Origin of the sequence: Rhizobium sp. PRIMUS64 (genome assembly GCF_023006465.1) — a bacterium.
GTDB classification, from domain to species: domain Bacteria; phylum Pseudomonadota; class Alphaproteobacteria; order Rhizobiales; family Rhizobiaceae; genus Rhizobium; species Rhizobium leguminosarum.
Window position 1 is genome coordinate 35,167 of sequence record NZ_JALBGX010000002.1, and the last position, 19,569, is coordinate 54,735.

The 19,569-nt window shown below is 60.8% G+C and carries 19 protein-coding genes; 9 read left to right on the top strand and 10 right to left on the bottom strand.

Annotation, left to right across the window (positions count from 1 at the left end):
- The first annotated feature begins 217 nt into the window (after positions 1 to 217).
- The 4 genes from MOV76_RS01670 to MOV76_RS01685 are packed head-to-tail and all read left to right on the top strand — an operon-like array spanning position 218 to position 5,263.
- Positions 218 to 1,822 carry an ABC transporter substrate-binding protein gene (locus tag MOV76_RS01670; RefSeq protein WP_210068742.1) on the top strand — a complete coding sequence of 535 codons (1,605 nt, stop codon included), beginning with the start codon at positions 218 to 220 and terminating at the stop codon, positions 1,820 to 1,822.
- A gap of 32 nt (positions 1,823 to 1,854) precedes the next feature.
- On the top strand, positions 1,855 to 3,033 hold the full coding sequence (locus MOV76_RS01675) for an LLM class flavin-dependent oxidoreductase (RefSeq protein WP_247263644.1): 1,179 nt from the start codon (positions 1,855 to 1,857) through the stop codon (positions 3,031 to 3,033).
- A gap of 11 nt (positions 3,034 to 3,044) precedes the next feature.
- Positions 3,045 to 4,082 (top strand): ABC transporter substrate-binding protein, encoded by a 1,038-nt coding sequence (locus MOV76_RS01680; RefSeq protein WP_247263645.1) that lies wholly within the window; start codon positions 3,045 to 3,047, stop codon positions 4,080 to 4,082.
- Positions 4,083 to 4,102: 20 nt separating this feature from the next.
- A complete protein-coding gene (locus MOV76_RS01685; RefSeq protein WP_247263646.1) occupies positions 4,103 to 5,263 on the top strand; it encodes an acyl-CoA dehydrogenase family protein in 1,161 nt (386 codons plus the stop codon).
- Positions 5,264 to 5,359: 96 nt separating this feature from the next.
- Here the strand turns inward: MOV76_RS01685 and MOV76_RS01690 are convergent, their stop codons facing one another.
- The 4 genes from MOV76_RS01690 to MOV76_RS01705 form a co-directional block, all read right to left on the bottom strand.
- A complete protein-coding gene (locus tag MOV76_RS01690) occupies positions 5,360 to 6,451 on the bottom strand; it encodes a rhodanese-like domain-containing protein (RefSeq protein ID WP_210068750.1) in 1,092 nt (363 codons plus the stop codon).
- 106 nt (positions 6,452 to 6,557) lie between these two features.
- A complete protein-coding gene (locus tag MOV76_RS01695) occupies positions 6,558 to 8,162 on the bottom strand; it encodes an ABC transporter substrate-binding protein (protein WP_210068752.1) in 1,605 nt (534 codons plus the stop codon).
- A gap of 188 nt (positions 8,163 to 8,350) precedes the next feature.
- Positions 8,351 to 9,286 (bottom strand): amidohydrolase family protein, encoded by a 936-nt coding sequence (locus tag MOV76_RS01700; RefSeq protein WP_247263647.1) that lies wholly within the window; start codon positions 9,284 to 9,286, stop codon positions 8,351 to 8,353.
- Positions 9,283 to 10,617: an NtaA/DmoA family FMN-dependent monooxygenase gene (locus tag MOV76_RS01705; RefSeq protein ID WP_247263648.1), complete on the bottom strand. Its 1,335-nt coding sequence runs from the start codon at positions 10,615 to 10,617 to the stop codon at positions 9,283 to 9,285. Before MOV76_RS01705 ends, MOV76_RS01700 begins: the two co-directional genes overlap by 4 nt.
- A 406-nt stretch (positions 10,618 to 11,023) precedes the next feature.
- On the opposite strand from MOV76_RS01705, the gene MOV76_RS01710 reads away from it, so the two are divergent.
- The 5 genes from MOV76_RS01710 to MOV76_RS01725 all read left to right on the top strand — a co-directional run bounded on the left by MOV76_RS01710 (position 11,024) and on the right by MOV76_RS01725 (position 13,094).
- Entirely contained in the window at positions 11,024 to 11,221 is a 198-nt protein-coding gene (locus tag MOV76_RS01710; protein WP_027687160.1) for a hypothetical protein, read from the top strand.
- A gap of 13 nt (positions 11,222 to 11,234) precedes the next feature.
- A complete protein-coding gene (locus MOV76_RS01715) occupies positions 11,235 to 11,426 on the top strand; it encodes a hypothetical protein (protein WP_027687159.1) in 192 nt (63 codons plus the stop codon).
- A 272-nt stretch (positions 11,427 to 11,698) separates the two neighbouring features.
- Complete coding sequence (locus MOV76_RS01720) at positions 11,699 to 12,415, top strand: hypothetical protein (protein ID WP_309506040.1); 717 nt, start codon at positions 11,699 to 11,701, stop codon at positions 12,413 to 12,415.
- Positions 12,408 to 12,539 carry a hypothetical protein gene (locus MOV76_RS39795; RefSeq protein ID WP_258719686.1) on the top strand — a complete coding sequence of 44 codons (132 nt, stop codon included), beginning with the start codon at positions 12,408 to 12,410 and terminating at the stop codon, positions 12,537 to 12,539. The genes MOV76_RS01720 and MOV76_RS39795 overlap by 8 nt, the downstream gene beginning before the upstream one ends.
- 6 nt (positions 12,540 to 12,545) lie before the next feature.
- On the top strand, positions 12,546 to 13,094 hold the full coding sequence (locus MOV76_RS01725) for an OsmC family protein (protein ID WP_247263650.1): 549 nt from the start codon (positions 12,546 to 12,548) through the stop codon (positions 13,092 to 13,094).
- Between the two features lie 67 nt (positions 13,095 to 13,161).
- Here MOV76_RS01725 and MOV76_RS01730 read toward each other — a convergent pair whose 3' ends face one another.
- The 6 genes from MOV76_RS01730 to MOV76_RS01755 all read right to left on the bottom strand — a co-directional run bounded on the left by MOV76_RS01730 (position 13,162) and on the right by MOV76_RS01755 (position 19,542).
- A complete protein-coding gene (locus tag MOV76_RS01730; RefSeq protein WP_210068760.1) occupies positions 13,162 to 13,686 on the bottom strand; it encodes a YdcF family protein in 525 nt (174 codons plus the stop codon).
- 131 nt (positions 13,687 to 13,817) lie between these two features.
- Complete coding sequence (locus tag MOV76_RS01735; protein WP_247263651.1) at positions 13,818 to 15,545, bottom strand: ABC transporter ATP-binding protein; 1,728 nt, start codon at positions 15,543 to 15,545, stop codon at positions 13,818 to 13,820.
- Complete coding sequence (locus MOV76_RS01740; protein ID WP_210068764.1) at positions 15,545 to 16,420, bottom strand: ABC transporter permease; 876 nt, start codon at positions 16,418 to 16,420, stop codon at positions 15,545 to 15,547. Before MOV76_RS01740 ends, MOV76_RS01735 begins: the two co-directional genes overlap by 1 nt.
- Entirely contained in the window at positions 16,417 to 17,346 is a 930-nt protein-coding gene (locus MOV76_RS01745) for an ABC transporter permease (RefSeq protein WP_245368961.1), read from the bottom strand. The genes MOV76_RS01740 and MOV76_RS01745 overlap by 4 nt, the downstream gene beginning before the upstream one ends.
- Before the next feature lies 1 nt (position 17,347).
- Entirely contained in the window at positions 17,348 to 18,988 is a 1,641-nt protein-coding gene (locus MOV76_RS01750; protein WP_247263652.1) for an ABC transporter substrate-binding protein, read from the bottom strand.
- Between the two features lie 344 nt (positions 18,989 to 19,332).
- The gene (locus tag MOV76_RS01755) at positions 19,333 to 19,542 is read right to left on the bottom strand and encodes a hypothetical protein (protein ID WP_247263653.1); all 210 of its coding nucleotides are present in this window, start codon (positions 19,540 to 19,542) and stop codon (positions 19,333 to 19,335) included.
- Positions 19,543 to 19,569 lie beyond the last annotated feature (27 nt).

Below are 19,569 nucleotides of genomic sequence, written 5' to 3' on the forward strand. Positions count from 1 at the left end.
TAGGTTTTGTCAAATCCGTATTGGTAATTATTTCCAAAAACCGCGCAAATGCCGGCTAAATTCGGAAATCTTTGCTTTCCAAAAGTCATCTTTCGGAATGATTTATCACTAATTCTTTCGTGGCAGGTAAAAAACTCTACAAGAGGGCCTGTCGTTGGAAAGTCGAAACAGCAAGGGCCGCCGACACCCACGCGGCCCGCAGACGAGGGTTGAACCTATGGCAGTATTTCCGGCATCCACGCGCCGCAGCTTTCTCCTTGCTTCCGTCGCCCTCGGCGTGACGGCGACGGCCCGCCTCCCAGCCCTTGCAGCACCCGCGCGCGGCGGCACGGCAACGCTCCTGCTTTCGGCAGAACCGCCGGTGCTGACGACCATCGCCAACACGGCCTTCAACTCGGTCTATGTGTCGCCGAAAGTCATCGAAGGACTGCTGACCTATGACTTCGATCTCAATCCGAAGCCGCTTCTGGCCAAGGAATGGTCGGTCAGCCAGGACGGACTGGCCTATACCTTCAAGCTGCGCGACGGCGTGAAGTGGCACGACGGCCAGCCGTTCACATCGGCCGATGTCGCCTTCTCCATCAAGACGCTGAAGGAAGTTCATCCGCGCGGCCGCAACACTTTCCTCAACCTGGTTGACGTCCACACCCCTGATCCGCTGACGGCTGTGTTGACGCTTTCCAAGCCTGCGCCCTATTTGATCACGGCGCTTGCGGCTTCCGAAACGCCGATCGTGCCACGTCACATCTACGAGGGCACCAAGGTGGCCGAAAACCCCGCAAACCTTGCGCCGATCGGCACCGGGGCCTTCAAGTTCAAGGAATGGATCCGCGGCAGCCATATCGTCTACGAGCGCAATACCGACTATTGGGATCAGCCGCGCCCCTATCTCGATCAGCTTATCGTCCGTTTCATTCCCGATGCAGCAGCACGCTCGATCGCCATCGAGACCGGCGAGATCGATCTAGCGCCCTCCACACCCGTACCGCTCAGCGACCTGGAACGCTTCAAGTCCCTCCCCGATATCGCTTTCGAGCCGCGCGGTTATCAGTATGCCAATGGCATCAGCCGCATCGAATTCAATCTCGAGCGTCCCTTCTTCAAGGATATCCGCGTGCGGCAGGCTTTTGCCCACGTCATCGACCGGAAAGTCATCCTCAATACCATCAACTACGGCTATGGCAGCACCATCCCCGGCCCGATCAATCCCAACCTGACGAAGTGGTACGATCCGGATCTGAAAACCTATCCGATCGATCTGGCGACAGCCGAAAAGCTGCTTGACGAGGCCGGTTACCCGCGCGGCAGTGACGGCATTCGCGCGCGTATCAATCTCGACTATGTGCCGAGCGCAGAAAGTTACCCACGCGGCTCCGAATATATCCGCCAGGCGCTCGCCAAGGTCGGTATCGACGCGACGGTGCGCAGCCAGGATTTCGCCACCTATACCAAGCGTATCTATACCGACCGCGATTTCGACTTCGCTTTCGAGGGAATGAGCAACCTCTTCGATCCGACCGTCGGCGTACAGCGCCTCTATTGGAGCAAGAACTTCAAGCCCGGCGTCCCCTTCTCGAACGGTTCGGCCTACAGCAATCCCAAGGTCGACGCGCTGCTGGAAGCCGCCGCAATCGAGGTCGACCCGAACAAGCGGGTCGAGCAGTGGCGTGAGATCCAGCGGATCCTCGTCGAAGACCTGCCGGCGATCGATATCGTCAGCCAGCCGGAGCTGACCATCTACAACAAGCGCATCGCCGACCACACGATCGGCGGCGAAGGGGTCTCAGGCAGCCTCGCCTACGCCTATGTGGCGGCATCCTGAGCGACGAGCCAACGATCAAGCGGAGGACAAACATGTCCGTTCAACATCTTCCCGGCTCCATCGTCGGCCTGCCGAAATTCGCCGCCCCGACGGACTTTCCTGAGAGCCCGCTGTCGCAGGCTCTTAAACAGCCGGTTCTTCTCGGTCTCTTTCTGCCGATCCAGGCGGGCGGCTGGACGCAATCGACGCTCGAACGCTCGACGGACTGGCGGTTCGACTACAACAAGGCCCTAACTCTCAGAGCCGAGGAACTGGGCTTCGATCTCGTCTTTGCCCTGTCGCAATGGCTGCCGAAGGGCGGCTATGGCGGCGTCTTCGACGGCCAGGCACTCGACAGCTTCGTCTCCACGGCGGCTCTTGCGGGCCTGACCAAGAAGATCATGCTGATCTCCACCATGCACGTGCTCTACGGTCCGTGGCATCCCCTGCATCTGGCAAAGTTCGGTGCGACGCTCGACCACATCACCGGCGGGCGCTGGGGTATCAATGTCGTCACCGGCCACCGCGCGGTCGAGCACGAGATGTTCGGCTGGCCGCGCATCGAACACGACAAACGCTACGACCTTGCGGCCGAATTCCTCGAAGTCGTCCAGCGGCTGTGGAGCGATACAGAGAATTTCTCCTTCGAAGGCGAAAGCTCTTGGAAGCTCGGCGGCGGCTTCGTGACGCCGAAACCGAATTTCGGCCGCCCGATCCTCGTCAACGCCACCGGGTCCGATGCCGGCATTGCCTTTGCCGGACGCTACTCCGACATCGTCTTCATCACCAGTCCGACGGGCGCCGACATCGACAGCGCGCTGCAGTCGCTGCCAGCCCACACCAAAAGGGTCAAGGACGCTGCGACCGATGTCGGCCGCACCGTGCGCACGCTGCTCAATCCGATGGTCATCTGCCGTCCGACCGAGAAAGAGGCATGGGCCTTCGCCGATCGCATCGTCGCGCATGCCGACCAGCGCTCGCCACAGGGTTTCCAGTCGTTGAATTCCGACGCGCAAGCTTGGAAGGGCCGCGATCCGCAGGACGCCTATCGCTTCGTCGGCGGCAACATCAGGGTGATTGGATCGCCCGAGAGCGTCGTCGACCAGTTCGTCAAGCTGAAGGCAGCCGGCGTCGACGGTTTGCAACTCAGCTTCTTCGATTTCCGCGACGATCTCGAATTCTTCGGCAGCGAAGTGCTGCCGCTGATGAAACAGGCGGGGCTGCGCCACTGAAAGGGACGATCATGATGAGCAATGTCATTTCGGAAATCTGGTATACCCGCTGCCCGGTGCCGACGCCGGTCGGCCTCGCCGCACAGCTCGGCTACCTCGAGGAGAACTTCCGCCAGGAAGGGGTGACGCTGAAATCGATCATCGACTCGCCCGATCGCAGCATCCGCCAGAGCCATTTCAACCACACGCTCGACTGGTCATTCCGCCATGGCGGCAATGTGCCGCCGATCCGCGCCCGATCGGAGGGCCGCAAGACCCGGCTGGTCGGCATTACCTGGACCGATGAATTCCAGGCGATCATCACGCTGCCGCAGACCGGCATCAAGACCACGAGAGATCTCAAAGGCCGCCGCTTCGGCATCGCCCGTCGCCCGGAGGGCATTGTCGACTTCATGCGGGCGACCGCGCTGAAGGGCCTCGTCTCCGCTCTTTCGCTTGAAGGGCTGGAACTTGCAGATGTCGAGGTCGTCGACATCGCGCTTGCCGATTCCGTCCTTGCGAGCCAGGAAGGCCCTTCTCTCTTCGGGTTGAAGCGCCGGCAGGCTTATGGCGAGGAAATCGCGTCGCTCATTCGCGGCGAGGTGGATGCGATCTACGTCAAGGGAACGGCGGGCATCAACGTCGCCAATCTGGTTGGCGCCGTTCAGGTCGCCGAATTCGGCTTCCATCCCGATCCGAAGATCCGCATCAATTCCGGCTCACCCCGTGTGCTGACCGTGGACGAACTGCTTGCCGAAGAACGTCCCGATCTGGTTCACCGGCTGCTGGAATCGATCTTCAAGGCGAGCGCCTGGGCCGAAGCGCATCCGGAAGAGACACGTCGCTTCGTCGCCCGCGAAGCCGGCGCGACCGAAGAACAGGTGCTTGCCGCCAATGGTCCGGAGGTGCACCGCCACCTCGGGCTCGGTCTGCAGCCCGAACTGATCGACGCCGTCGGCCATTATAAGGATTTCCTGCATGATTTCGGCTTCCTCGCTGCCGACTTCGATATTGCCGAGTGGGTCGATCGCCGTCATCTCGAAGCCTTCGCCAATCGCGCCGTAGCCTGAGAAGAAAGGCATGTGAGACCATGTTGCAGGAAGCAATCGATCCCATCGGCAAGGCGCGGCGGCTGGCCATCGACTTTTCCGAGCGCGCGGCGCATTTCGATGCGACGGGAGAGTTTCCCTTCGAAAACTTCACCCATCTCTACGAGGCCGGCCTGCTCGGCCTCGTGACGGCCAGCGAACATGGTGGCTATGGCGGCGGTCTGGTCGAAGCACAGGCCGTCATCAGCGAGATCGCCCGTGGCGAACCGTCGACCGCGCTGGTGCTCGCCATGCACTACAACAGTCACTACAGCCTGCGCCGCTTCGGAAAGTGGCCGGACCATCTGGCGCAGCGGGTCTTGTCGGCAAACTGTCTCGGACCTGCCCTCATCAACGCCGCGCAGGCCGAACCCCGCATCGGCTCGCCTGCCCATGGTGCCCTTCCCGAAACGGTCGCCAGGCGCGACGGCGACAGCTGGCGGATTACCGGCCGCAAGACTTACGTCACGGGTATTCCGATCTTGAGATGGGTATCGCTGCTGGCGCTCACCGACGAGCCGGAGCCACGACTGGCGTCCTTCCTCGTCCCGACCGACAGCCCCGGCTTGCGGATAGAAAAAACCTGGAACGCCGCCGGCATGCATGCGACGGCTAGCGACGATATCATTCTTGACGATGTCGTCATCCCATTTTCAGATGTAATCGAGGCGCAGCCCGCATCGGAACCGATACAGCGTGAAGAGCATGCGACGGCCTTCTTCTTTTCGCTGATCGGCGCCGTCTATCACGGCGTTGCCTTGTCCGCGCGCGACCGCGTGTTGTCGTTTGCCGCCCGCCATACGCCGGCAAGCCTCGGCGCGCCGATTGCGACGGTGCCGCGCATCCAGGACGGACTGGGGGAGATCGAAGTCCGGCTCGCGACCAGCGCCAGGCTGCTCCGATCACTCGGCGAAGATGTCGATGCCGGCAAGGCAGTCGGCATGGATGGCATGAACGTTCGCCATGTCGTCATCGACAATAGTGTCGCGGTAACGAGCCTGGCCCTCGACCTGGCAGGCAATCCCGGCCTGAACCGCGACTTCCAGCTCGAGCGCCAGCATCGCGATGCGATGACCGCCCGCTCGCACGCGCCACAGAACCATATGATCCGAACGATCGCCGCAAAGAATGCCCTTGCACGTTTAGCGGCGACGGGGGTCTGACGAAGGCTGAAGATTGCGGCGGCTTCAACCGTTCGCATGTTTCCAACGAAGCGCTGCGGGGACCTCGCTTTTGCAAGCTCCCCTGAATATTTCTCTTCAAGCGACCGCGCTCAGCTGCTGAGCCGAGAAATCAACCAGCAATACTGCGATTTCGAAGCCACGGCGCTGAAGCCAATGCGCAACCGTGCGCGCCCGCACCCCAAGCGGGTCGTCGATGAGGACGACGCGCGCACCGCGAACGGCGATGGTGCGGTAGGCGACGCCGAGCAACTGGCCGCCCTCCGACGAAAGCGTCCCGTCGAGATGGCTCTTTTCGAACTCCTCGGGCGTGCGCACATCAAGGAGATAGGTCGTCCGGCCGGGATCGTGCGCCCACTTGCGGGCGGTGGCGACATCGATCTCGGGAAAACGGTCATCGGCGCTTAGTGTCTGGAGATGCGCGCGCGCGAAATCGAGCGCCGCGGCACTTGCCTCGCCGTAGACACGGGTCCTGCCGGTTTCGAGTTCCAGGCCGGCGCCCGTCCAGGCCTTGGTCCCCTCATGCAGGTAGGAGACCTGATTGGCGACCTTCGCATCGATCAGCGTCTGCGCGCCGAGGATAGCGCGCGGCAGCCCGGCGCAGGACACGACAACCTTGGTTTGTTCGGACGGCACGACGTCCTTGAAGCGCAACAGCAGCTCGGCACCCGGCACGCTGACCGCGCCGGGGACATGATCGCGGCTGAATTCGGCAACGGTGCGCGTGTCGATGACGACGACATCCTCCCCCGCATCGCGCAGCCGCTTCAGCTCTTCAGCCGAAATGACCGGCGTGTTCCTTTCGTCGCGTACGGCAAGCGAAAAATCGACGCCCGGCGTATCGAATGTCGGAAGGGAAGCCTCTGCTTTCGCCGTCCAGGCGGGAATGCCGCCCTCGAGCGCGAAGACATTCGCCCATCCTGCCTTCTCCAGTTTTTCGGCAAGCAGCGCAGCGGCGCCATCACCTCCATCGGCAAGAACGGTGCGCACGACGCTGCGCGGCACGAAGCGGCCGATCTCGCTTTCCACAAACTCGGCCGGCAAATTGGTGGCGAAGAGAGGTGATGCATAGCCGACGACTGCCGGGTCTCTGATGTCGAATACCGCCAGTTCCTCACCGTCTGCGAGCCAGTTGCGGAATGTATCTCGGGAGATTGTCTTCTGGGTCACGCTGGGCCTCCATAACGGCTTTGATGTTGATCTCTGAAAGATATTGGGCGGCCAGGAGAGGCGTGAACCACGTCTCCCCACCTGCTTCATCGTGGCGACCGCAGCATCAGCTCTCCGGGCTGAGCCATATCTGGCCGAAGCTGTTGTTGATGCCCTGCGCGCCGGGTGCGAAGTTCTTGACCTTCTTGCTTGCAATGATCTGCGAGCCGGCTGCGACCAGATCGACGGAGACCACATCCTCGTGAATGATGCGCTGGAACTGATACCAGAGGTCGCGTCGCTTTGCCTCGTCGGGCTCGACCGCCGCCGCTTCGAGAAGCCGGTCCACCTCGGGATTGACGTAGTGGCTGGCGTTGGAGAAGACGAGACCGATCTTGAAGTTCTTCGACCAGTATGCACGCTGCACACCGAGGCTCGGATCGAAGGTGTTCGAGAGGGATTCGATGACAAGGTCCCATGCGCGATCCGTGTAAACGGTCTTGAGGTAGGTCGCGAGATCGAACTTGAGGATCTCGGCCTCGATACCGACGACGGCAAGGGACTGCTTGATGAAGTCGGCGTAAGAGGGCGTGAGGAAAGAGTTATAGGCGAGACGAAGCTTGAAACGGCTGCCGTTTGCGCCTCTGGGATAGCCGGCCTCATCCAGAAGTTTTTCCGCGAGTTTCGGATCCGGCGTCCGGGCCTTGATGCTCGGATCATACCATTTCGGCAATGCAGTGCTGACCGGGCTCGGCGATACGGCGCCATAGCCATACAGCGCAATATCCAGCAATTTCTGCAGATCGATGGCATGCGCGATCGCCAGCCGAACCTCGCGCTTGGTGAGAATCTCGTTCTCATAGTTGAAGAACAGCTGCTGCTGCGGGCCGGAATAGGCGTAGGTCGTCGTATCCACGACCAGGTTAGGATTGGCCTTCAGGCGCTCGATGTCCGACAGGGGTACCGGGTTGGCGCCAATGTCGATTTCACCGGTTTCGAGCGCGGCAGCGCGAGCGGAGGGATCGAGGATGACGCGAAGGACGACCCGGTCGAGATAGGGCTTGCCTGCGTCCCAATAGTTCGGATTGCGGTCGAAGATCAGATGACTGCCCGGCACCCACTCCTTGAGGATGAACGGTCCGGTTCCGATCGTCTGCGCGAGCTTGGGCTGTTCCTCCGGCTTGAAGGTTTCATAGACATGCTTCGGCACGATCGGCGATTCCGAACTGCTGAGTGCTGTGATCAGATATGGCGCGGGTTTGGAAAGGACGACAATCGCCGTATGGGGATCTGGCGTCTCGACCGCAGTCACGTTCTGATAGGTAATGCGTCCGCGGGGATGGGCTTCCTTCAGCCGAAGGATCGAGAAGGCCACGTCGGCAGCGGTGAAGTCTGCGCCGTCATGCCATTTCACACCCTCGCGCAGCTTAAACGTATAGCGCAGCTGATCGTCGCTGACCGACCATTCCGTCGCCAACAGCGGGATCGGCTTGAGGTCGTAGTCAAAGTCGAACAGGCCCTCATTGATCTTCGGCCCAATCGCCTGACCGGTGCCTGAGGACGTGTTGATGGCGATGAGCGCGCTCGGGTCGGGATAATAGGCCCAATTGAGCGTACCGCCCCTGACCGGTGTTTCAGCGGCGGCTTCAGCAAAACGAGGCAGGCCGGCCATTGCGAGGCCCGCCCCGCTTGCAAGTAGCAACTGATTGAACTGGCGGCGATTGATCGACATAGGCTGCTCCGAAAGCACAAACGCGGCAGGCCGCGGACGGAGCCCCATGCCCCGCTGTCCGGATGATCCCTTCACAGCCCTCCAACTCAAAGGCAGATTTTCTATCGCGCTTTGAAAGCAAAGCTTGTCAGCGTTTCGAGCCTGTCCCCGGATCGACGCAACGATCGAGCATCTGAGGAGCCGTCGATCTACCGGTCAATCCGGCCGAGCAGCCGTCGCGCATTGCCGCCGGCAATAAGCGCCTGCGCCGCCGCGTCGAGGCCGGCCGTCTTGAAACTCCTGCTCAGGGATTGTTGCGAGAGCGACGGCAGGATCGGCCAGTCGGTTCCGGCAAGCACTCTGTCGGGACCGAAGAATTCCGCGAGAATGGCGATGATCGAGGGATCGTCGCCCATCGTATCGAAATAGATATTCGGCCTTCGGCCCTCGGCGCGGTTCTGCCTGGAGTAACGGCCGCCGCGTGATGCCTGCACGATGGCGCCGAGGCCAAGGGTCGCGAAAACGAAGTCGAGGTCGGGAAATTCGTCCAGCAGGCCGCTCTCCAACACCGACAAAAAGGCGACGCCGTTCATCAGCCCACGGCCAAGGGAGTTGCCAAGCTTGCCGGCGCCTGCGATCAGAATATCCGCCTGCGGTGCGTTGACCGGATGCACGAAGACCGGTCGTTTGAACCTGGCTGCGACCGCAAGTGTCGGCCGCACACTGGCGTCGCCCAAGAATTTTCCGGCACGAGAAGAATCGATGACAAGGCCTGACAGGCCGAGTTCGCCGAGCGCTCGCGCTGCCTCGCGCGCAGCGATCTCTCCTGAGAAAGGATCGACGGTCGCCAATGCGGCAAGGCGCCCCGGATTGGCCTTGACCAGTCCGGCCAGCCAATCGTTGACCTTGGAGATCACCTCGGCATCGACCGGTTCTGCCACGCCGAACAGGCTTTCAATCGTTGTACTCAACACCGCAAGCGATACACCAGCCGCTTCGAATTCGTCGAGCAGCTCGGCCGGATCGACGATCTTCCTCAGGATATCGTCGGGAAGCCCGGAGGATATGCGCCTGGCGCCATCAAGGCCCCATTCCGGCGGCCAGAGGTGAGTATGAATATCGACGATGTCCAATCTGCCGCTCATGCGCTGCCGCTTTCCTTGAGATAACGATCTGATGATGAAGCTTGCTGCGTCAGCCCGAAGCGCTCCCGCAGGCTTCCACGCTCATAATGCCGCGGGAATATGCCGGCATCCTGCAGGCGCGGGACCACTTGTTCGACGAAGTCAGAGAGATCGTCGGGCAGGACCGGAGCCTGGATGTTGAAACCGTCGACGATGCCGGAACGCCACCAGGCGATGATGTCGGCCGCCACATCGTCAGCCGTGCCGGCCACGAGCCTGTGGCCGCCCTCCACGCGCCGGACGAATTGCCTCGGCGTGATACGCTCGTGGTGCGCAAGTTCGGCTAGAGCCTGCGAGAAACCTGCCGGGCGCTGTTGATCGGCCGTCGTCGTGAAGAGATCGCCGGGGACCGGCGCATCGGGATCAAGCGCGCCATAGTCGATCCCGGCATCCCTGGCGAAGCGCCGCAACAGCCCCTCCTCGCTGCCTGTCCCCGACACCGCCTCGTGCCGCTCCAACGCCTCTTCCCGGCTGCGCCCGATGATCGGAACCAGACCGGGAACGACCCTCAAAGAGCCGACGTCACGCCCCTTCGCGATGGCCCGCTTTTGGAGTTCGTCACGAAAGGTGCGAGCCGCCGATAGCGACAGCAGCGAGCAGTAGATCATCTCGCCATAGGTCGCAGCAAAATCGAGCCCCGGCCCGGAGGCTCCCGCCTGGCCGATGAGGGCGCGCCGTTGCCGGTCGCGAGGCACGTTGAGCGGCCCGGCGACATTATAGAATTCGCCCCTGTGCCCGATCGGACGGGCAAAATCCGGATCCCAAAGCCCAGCCTGTGGGTCGGCTGGCCGACGCAGCTCCCAGCTATCCAGCAACGCACCGACCACCGACATGAATTCATGTGCCTGCCTGTAGCGCGCCTCGCGCGGCGGCAAAGGCGCAGAGCCATAATTCGCCGCAACGGCGGGGTTGAAGGACGAGACGATATTGCAGATGACGCGGCCGCCAGAAATGTGATCGAGGGTCGCCAGCCGGCGCGCCAGATCATAGGGCGCGCTGTAGGTGGAGGAAACCGTAATCTCGAAGCCGATATCTGGCACGGCAACAGCAAGCGCCGTCGACAGGGTCAGCGGTTCGAAGCTGTGCAGCGGCCGCTGCGCAGGATCGGCGCCGAGCGCCGGATGATCTGAAAAGAACACCGCATCAAGGGTGCCGGCATGGGCAATCCTGGTCGTCCGCAGATAATGGTCGAACTCTGCGAAGACGAGTGGCGAACCGCCGACATGGCGCCAGGAATCGGCAAGATATCCGGTACTGTTGATACCGGCCGTAAGGATAAGTCGCTTTGGCATGAATAACGTGTCCGCCTGCGCTGCATTGCTCGGGACGACGGTGGCGCGCGTCTTTTCGGACGCACAGAGGATGCTGTAACACTGTGAATTTTGCAGTCGCCGCAGCCCGTTCAGTTATCCTCAGGATGTGGGTCGCCGGAAGGCAGAATTTCTTTTGCGTTGGAAAAGAATAATTTGTTTGCTGATGCTGCTGTCGGAAATCAAGGCCCGGGTGCCACTTTGACCCAGGCCCGAAAGCCGCAAAGCTCTCAAATTAGAAATATTTTCTCCAATTACAGGGAGAATTTGGCATCGATGGGAATGGTCTCCCGCATCCTCTCCCCATATAGTCTATAAAATTAATAGACTATAACGTGCCTCAGTCGAGTGCACTTCGCAAGAGGGCCGATTTTATCGGATGATCGCAATGGCCAAACAGGTGATCGAATATGCCGGGGTTCCGGTCGGTATCGTCGTTCCAGACAAGGACTTGCTGAAGTTCATCGCCGTGAAGTTTCATGTTCATGACCTCGATGGCCAGCACTTTGCCTCGCCGTCGGACGTGCTGCGGGCAATCCACAAACTGATGTCGGCATCAAACGCCGGCGTTCATCGCGCCGCCTAATCGGAGAGACACCATGGGCAGGCTACGCCAATTCTTCCGGCTTTCCGCACTGCGCGATGATCTTGAAACGAGGTTGCTTGCTCGAGAGTATCGCTCCCTGCTCCTCGACGACCATTTCGAAGACGGCACGGACAAGGAACTCCAATCGAAATGCGCCGAGCTCACCATCGAAATCTCTTCGCGCCGGTATAGGCACTGCCATTGAAAGAGCTTGCTGCTCCCCACACCATGGCAGGAACAGCGCCGTCAGCCCTCAACAGATGATCTTCAACATCATCGACAACAAAACGTTGCAACGTTCAACCAGGACGACAAGACATGCAAAGCAGATTTTTCGCCCGAAGAGCCGTCGCGTTGCGAACCACGTTGAGAGCAGCTGTTCTGGCTGCCATCATCCCGCTTGCGTTCCAGAATATGGCGCTTGCAGACCAAAACGTGCTGCTGTCCTACGAGGCGACGCCCTCCGCAGGCTTCCATCTGCCGCGGCTTTCCCAGGCCAGCTATGATGATCGAGCGGCATTTTCAGCCGAAGTGCTAAAGGAGATCGTGCCGAAGATCATAACAGCCAATGGTATCGACCCTGCGACCTTGGAGACAGAGGTGACGCCCGGCGGGTATCTCCTGAAAACCAATGCGTCACTTCAGACCGAGGGGGATCTTGATGACACCACGGCTGATCGACTTGCCGGCTCCCTGGGCTACGTCTTCCGCCAATATAGCGTCCTTGCCTCTCGCCTCAACGACACAACAGGTAAGACGGGCTTTGTTGTCGTGCGGTTTCACCAAGACAGCCTTAACGCCACCGTCGCGCAGAAATTCTTCGAGGCAGCAGACGCAACGGAAAAGGGCTTGGGCGGCGGATACACCGTGTTCGGAGACGAACAGATCTTCCTCAATGTGACGAATTCCGAAGGAAGGCCTTATAGCGGCCTTGATGACGCAAACTTCCAAGACGGCCTGAAACGCGCTGCCGCATCCTTTGGTGATCCCGCACCGGAGGTGTCTTCTTCCGGCAAGGCAACCGCACGCTTTATTGGGAATGATTGGGAGAAGTCAAAGAGAGGCGAGGACTATCAAAGTCTGCTCGGCGGACCGGACGGTGAATTGGTGAAAAAGCTCGACGAGATCAGTAAAGACTATGCATCCCTCGTCGCAAAGACAGCTGAAAGCAAGGGCTGGAACCGAGATGAATGAGGGCATGTGCGAGGCGCCCAGCACACTTTCCGCGCTTATTGCCTCGTCTGGCTCCGTCTCTGGCGAAGAAACGACCGTTCGCTTCGGCCATCCCGGCATCGATCTCGACAACAGGGAATATTAGCAAGCGATGACAACTTTGAATGAGTACCTCCGACAGAAGCGAGAGGCACTACTCGATCGACGGGCGCGCGTCAGAAGGGGCGAACTGGGCGTGGTCACATTGAAGGCCAGTGCGAGCGCTGAGGGCCGAAGTGGCATACGTCGTATCCGAATTCGGGATTTTCAGGTCATTTCCGACAGCCCGCCCGATTTCGCAGGCTACAATCTGGGTCCGTCGTCTCCAGAACTGCTGCTCGGCGCGCTCTCGAGCTGCCTGACCCATACCTTTCTGATCCACGCTTCCGATCAGGGCGTGCCGCTTGAATCGCTGCATGCGGAAGTCTCCGCCACGATCGATCCGCGTGCAGGTGCAGAAGGACATGAAGACATTCCCGTCTATCCCCAGAACATCAACTACCTGGTCACGCTGGTATCTCCCGCAAGTACCGCGGACATCGCCAGACTGCAGGCGACCGTGGAAAAGCTCTGCCCAATCCTCAATCTCCTGAAACGCGGAAACGAAGTCCGCGGGCAGTTGGATCACCAGCAACCTGGCCATCAGACCAGCGTCGACTGATGACCGTATAGTCATGCGTCAGCACCACGTCACACGTTGCTGAGACATTGATTTACCGTTGTAAGCTCTAGATGTCGCTAAGGCTATCGCCGCGCGCTATTCCGATCAGGGTCGGATCTGCGATGTATCCGAGGTCGTAATATCTGTAGAGTTTCGCAAATTCAGACCTGAATTTATCCTCGCTGCTGTTCGGCAGAGTGTAAGGAATTACACCGGGGCTCAGCGTTGGCAGATGCCTTATTGCTGTGAGGTAGGCTCGTATAGCAGCGTAATCCTTGACAATGATTCCCAAATCGTTTGTCGTGAGACTAAGAATTAATTCCCTGGAAAATACGATGTTTTCCATGGTGTTAGAAGCCTTTGTCTCGAGGGAGATGATCGCGCTTGAAATCCCTCTTCGGACGGCACTGTCCCTGAGGCTTTCCGCCTCTCCGTTGAAACCAGAGATTATAAAGTGCCGTGGGAACTGACTATGAAGGTCTGCCATCTTCTCGGTAATGTAGTCTCCGCCATGCGGCGAACCGAGTACGAGGATCGTGTCGCGTTTTTCGCCGCGAGGGAGGCGGTCTGCTAGTTGCGAGAGGTCATTCATCGTGAGTTCTCTCCGACTGCTTTGTTTCTCCATCGAGAGCCGTGCCCTCGAAAATTTGAGTATCCCAGGTTCAAGAAAACGTGTGGATGCTATCGCCGCCATTGATATAATACCGATGACCCAAAGACCGGTTATCCACCAGGACGAGGGTGCGTCATTACTGAACTGCTAGTCGTCTGATGCGCCGCCAAATTCGGGACGGAGGCGATGAGCGAGCGGGTGTAGGGATGCTGCGGATGGTCGAATACCTGCTCCACCGATCCGCTTTCGACGATTACCCCATCCTTCATGACGGCGATCCGGTGGCTCATATGCTGGACGACACCCAGATCATGCGAGATGAACATCATCGAAAGCCCCAGCCGCTGCTGAAGATCGGCCAGCAGATCCAATACCTGCGCCTGCGTCGTCACATCCAGCGCAGAAACCGGCTCGTCGCAGATCAAAAGCTTTGGTTCTGCCGCCAAGGCCTGCGCAATCGAGACGCGTTGACGCTGCCCGCCGGAAAGCGCGGTCGGGCGGCGGGCAAGCAATTCCGGCGCAAGGCCCACCATCTCGATCAGCTCCGCCACCTTCCGCCGGCGTGCCGCCTTGTCGAGGCTGCCGAGCAGCCGTAGCGGCTGCTCTATGATGCGCTCGACGGTAAAGCGCGGATCGAATGAACTCAAAGGATCCTGACTGATCGTCTGGATGCCGGCTCGCACCGGCCGGCGCGCGGCTTCGGTCAGCGCACTCCAGGGGCGCCCGTCGAAGAGCACGTCGCCGCTATTCGGGCTGCGCAGCGCCAGCGCGATCTTGCCAAGCGTCGTCTTGCCGGAGCCGGATTCACCGACAATGCCCAGCGTTTCTCCACGACCGATCTGCAACGACACATCCCTGACCGCTTCCAAGAGGCTGCCGTCGGGACGCAGGAAGCTGACGGAGACATTTCGGACCTGCAGCAGCGGCCCTCCATCCACCGGCGCGCGGCTGTAGACCGGCGCGTCATCCGGCGCGCTTAGGCGCCGGCCACGCGTGGCGCCGGTCGGTACCGCAGCCAGCAGGCGGCGGGTATAGGTGTGCCGGGGAGCGGACAGCACGTCTTGCGCCGGGCCGGATTCAACGAGACGGCCATTCTGCATGACCGCGACGCGGTCAGCCAGTTGCGCCGCAATGGCGAGATCATGGGTGATCAGAAGAACGCCGAAACCGGCGCTCGCGAGTCCCTTGAAGACCGATAGAACTTGCTGTTGGACGGTCGCGTCGAGCGCCGTGGTCGGCTCGTCGGCGATCAGCAGACGCGGCTCGCCCGCAAGCGCCGATGCGATGAGGGCCCGCTGCCGGAGTCCTCCGGAAAGCTCATGCGGATACTGGGCGGCGCGGATCTCCGGCTCGGCAATGCCGACGCGCGTCAGCAATTCACCCACGCGCGTGGCCACCTGCGATCGCGCCACGAGCCGATGCGCGAGCAACGGCTCGGCGATCTCGCGCCCGACCATGCGCAGCGGGTCGAGGGAAACCAGAGCGTCTTGCAGGACGAAGCCGATCTCGCGCCCACGGACGCCTTGCCAGGCCTTCTGCGACTGCCGCAGCAGATCGAGCGGTCGGCCGTCATCTCCCCCCAGCACCATGCTGCGGGCATGGACATGTGCATGTGGACCAGCAAGGCCGACCAGCGTGCGCGCCGTCACCGATTTCCCCGATCCGGATTCGCCGACAAGCGCGAGGATTTCGCCGAGCGCTATCCGCAAGGAAAGATCCGAAACGGCCTCGACGACGCCCTGTGGCGTGTCGAAGCTAACGTGCAGCCCGTCGATCTCGAGGAGCGGTGGGCTCGGCGAGGCGACGGCGGGCGAGCGCGGACCGGGTCGTATGTTCATCAGGCATCACCCCGCGCCAGAAGCGTCTGCAATCGCCTGGCGACAAGGGTGATCGAAATCACCGAGACCGCGACCACGGTGGCCGGCAGCAGACTTGTCCAGGGGGCAATATCGATGAAATTGCGGCCGTTCGCCAAGAGCGCTCCCCATTCGGCGGCAGGCGGTACGACACCGAGGCCGAGAAAACTCAAGGCCGAGGCGGTCAGCACCGAGGCGCCGACGCCGATCGTGGCGAGGATGACCAGCGGCCGGGCGGCGTTCGGTACGATATGCTCGATAATGATGGTCCAGGGATGCTCCCCGAGCGCCACGGCATGCTCGACATAGCCGGAAAGCTTGACCTGCAGGACTTGCGAGCGGATCAGGCGGGCGTAACCGGCGATGGAGGACAGGCCGACGGCCAGCAGGGTGTTGAGGGGGCCGCGCCCGAGCACGGCGATCACCAGCAGCGCCAGCAGTATTTCCGGAAACGCCAGAAGAATGTCGATCACGCGGAGCAGAAGCCGGCTTATCGGCTTCGGCGACAGGGCTGCAGCCGTTCCCAGAATGACGCCGCCGAAACAGGCGATCACCGTGGCGCCGATCCCGATCGTCAGCGACTGCGATGTTCCGTAGACGATGCGAGAAAAGAGATCACGTCCCAGTTCATCGGTTCCGAACCAGTGAATGCCGCTTGGCGCTTCCAAGATGGCATTGGTGTCGATCGCGTCCGGATCGAATGCCGTAAACCATTGCGGCATCCAGACGGCGAAGGCGAGGACAATGACCGCGGCAAGCGGCAGCAGCAGTCCCGGCGCGAGCCAGGGATGCCTGCGACGAGAACCGGCAGCCGCGCGGCCGCGCAGCACCGTATCGAACAATTCCGTACTGCTCATGCTGCACTCCTTCGCAGGCGCGGGTCGATCAGCAGATAGAGCGCATCGACCAGAAGGTTGATGATGACGAAGACGAAGGCAGACAGCATCACCAGCCCAAGGACGAGCGGCATGTCGCGGGTCTTGATGGCCTGCAGCGTGATCTGCCCGATGCCGGAGCGGCCGAACACGGTCTCGGTGAGGATCGAGCCACCCAGCGTGCTTGCAAACAGCGTTCCCGTCAAAGTCGAAGCGGCAAGGGCCGCATGGCGTAGGCCGTGCCGTAACCGGAGAGCAGTCTCGCCAACGCCACGCATGCGAACCGTCAGCGAAAAGGGCTGAAGCAGCGCCTCCTCCAGGCCGTCACGCAGCACTTGGGTCAGCAGTGCCGCCAGCGGCAGGCTGAGCGCAATGGCCGGCAGGATCAGCGCGGAAAATCCGGCATTGCCCGTCACCGGAAACCATTGCAGCCGGAAACTGAAGACCGACAGCAGCACGATACCGATCCAGTAGACGGGCGTACTGAGCAGGACCAGCTCGATCCCGGAGACGGCAATAGCGATCCCCCTGCGCCGGCCGGCGGTCGCCAGGGCAATGCTCAGGGACAGGATCAAGGCGATAAAAATCGCACTGCCGGCGAGCTGCAATGTCGGCCCCGCCGCCTCGTAGATGAGCTCCGCAACCGGCTGGCGATATTGGTAGCTTTCACCGAAATCGCCGGTCAGGGCATTGAGCACGTAGCGCGCATATTGCACGTAGAGCGGCTGATCCAGTCCGTATTGTTGTGTCAGCACGGCGCGTTCAGCCGCATCGACCACGTTCTCGCCGCCCGACAGCACCGAGACGGGATCGCCGGGAATGAGCTTTACGGCGACAAAGGCAATCGTTGCGGCGCCCCAGAGCACCGCAAAGACAACACCGAGCCGCTTCAGCCCGGCCCGGATCAAATTACGGCTCGAGCCAGGCATCATAGAAGAGCGGCTTTGCATTTGTTGCCCAGCTGAGGTCGTGAAGCTTCTTCGACGCCCCGAGCTGGTATGCTGCGACAAAGAGCGGCACCACATAGGCGTGTCCGACGATTTCCGACTGGATCTCGCCATAGAGCCGCTTCCGTTCCGCATCGCTTTCCCCGATGGCCTTGCTCAGTTTTTCATCGAGGCTGTTGACACGGACGTAATCCGATCCGTTCGGCGGCACATAGGCCGAATGGAACACGGTGCGCAGTATGTCCGGTTCCGCCCGCACATAGTAGAAGGAAACCAGATCGTAATCATTGCTGTTGGCCCGCGCGGTGTAGCCGCCGGCGTCGACTGGATCGAGCTGGAGGTCGAAGCCGGCCTGGCGGACCTGATATTGCACCGCCTGCGCAAGGGTCACGTTCGATGCGCCGACGGACGCGCTGTCATAGACATAATGCACGGTCAGGCGTCGGCCATCCTTCGTGCGAAATCCCTCGGCATCCTTTTTCGCCCAGCCGGCCTCGTCGAGCAGCTTGTTCGCCTTGGCGAGATCGAAGCCCCACTGACTCGCCACGCTGCCATCGTAATAGAGCGTCGACGGCCCGAGGATGTTGTCGGCCGGCTTGAGCGTGCCGAGATAGGCTGCCTTCACCGCCGCCGCACCGTTCACCGCGCTTTGGAAGGCTTGGCGCACCTTGGTGTCCTGGAAGGGCTCCTTGGACGTGTTGAGGAAATAGGAACTGTTGACGCCAGGATTCTCCCGGGTCACGACTTGGAGCTTCTCATCGCCCTGCACAGAGCGGTAATTGGCAGGCGGAACTTCGTCGATCGCCTGAACCTGGCCGCTTGCCAGGGCACCGAGGCGAACCGATGATTCCGGCAGATATTTGAAATCGATCCCGTTGAAATGGGCCGGGCCGGTGTGCTTGGCATAACCCGGCCCCCAATTGTAGTCGGCGCGGCGCGTGAGCTTGCTGCCGCTGCCCTTGACGAAGCTTTCGAGAATATAGGGACCGGAGCTGACAACCGTATTGGTCGTGCTCGTCGCTTTCTGCAGATAGGTCGGCGACTGGATCCCGAGATAAGGCAGGCTCAGCCCCTGAAGCAGCGGCGCGAAAGGCTTGTTATAGTGGATGACGAGCGTGCCGGCATCGATCGCCTCGATCTTGTCGATCGGACCGAGCAGCGATTTTGCATAGCTCGACGTCGTCTTCGGATCCAGGATCCGCTCGAAATTGTACTTTACCGCGGCGGCATCGAGAGGCGTGCCGTCGCTGAAGGTCACGCCCTGCCGCAGATGGAACGTATAGACAGTATTGTCGCTGTTGATCTCCCAGCGTTCGGCCAGCCACGGCGCGAAACTATTGTCTTCGGCTTGCCCGACGAGGGAATCGACGAGGTTTCGCGTGATGACGGCGGTAATGGAGCTGCCGGTAATCGAGGGATCTATGATCGCCGTGTCCGTGGCGAGCCCCACGGTCAGCGTAGAGCCTTCCACCGGCTTTGCGCTCTCGGCCGCATGCGCTTGTGGGCCCGCAAATGCCAGAAGGGAAAATGCCAGAAGGGGAAATGTCAGCGCAAAGGCAATGGGATTTCGTCTAGGGAATGTCTTGAAAGTCTTTACGGTCATATCTGGTCCCGGAGTTGGTGATGCTTCAGGTCTGGCGGCGGCTGTTCATGCGTCGATCGACAACCAGCGCGTTAATATAATTGTCTATTAACTTTATAGACTAAAGGCATTCTGGTTCGTTTGCGCCCGCACATGAAAAAATCCGTTCCGCAAAAATCTTGTCAGCGACAACTGGAAAAGCGGGCTTCTTCACCAACGTGGCGGGGCTCCGCCCTTCATCGCGGTCAAAATGTGAAACGAAGGCCGTCGGTTTGAGCGGGGATCGAAATCGCCACGGGCATACCGGCGCATGCGTCCTAGCCCGCCCGCCGGCGCTGCGGGAGCGCAAGACAGGGGCAAGGGCCCTAAACGGCGGCACTGGCAAGATGCGGCGTCGAATATTGCGCAGCCCGATCCGGCAGCCCAAGGTTGACACATAGCGTGCCCTCCATGTAGTCGGTCCGGTAGACCCCTCTTTCCTGAAGGATCGGCACGACACGTTCGACGAATTCGTCGAAGCGGCCGGGCGTCAGATGCGGCGCGAAGACAAACCCGTCGGCAGCGTCTGCCTGCACATAGCGGTTGATCTCAGTTGCGATCTC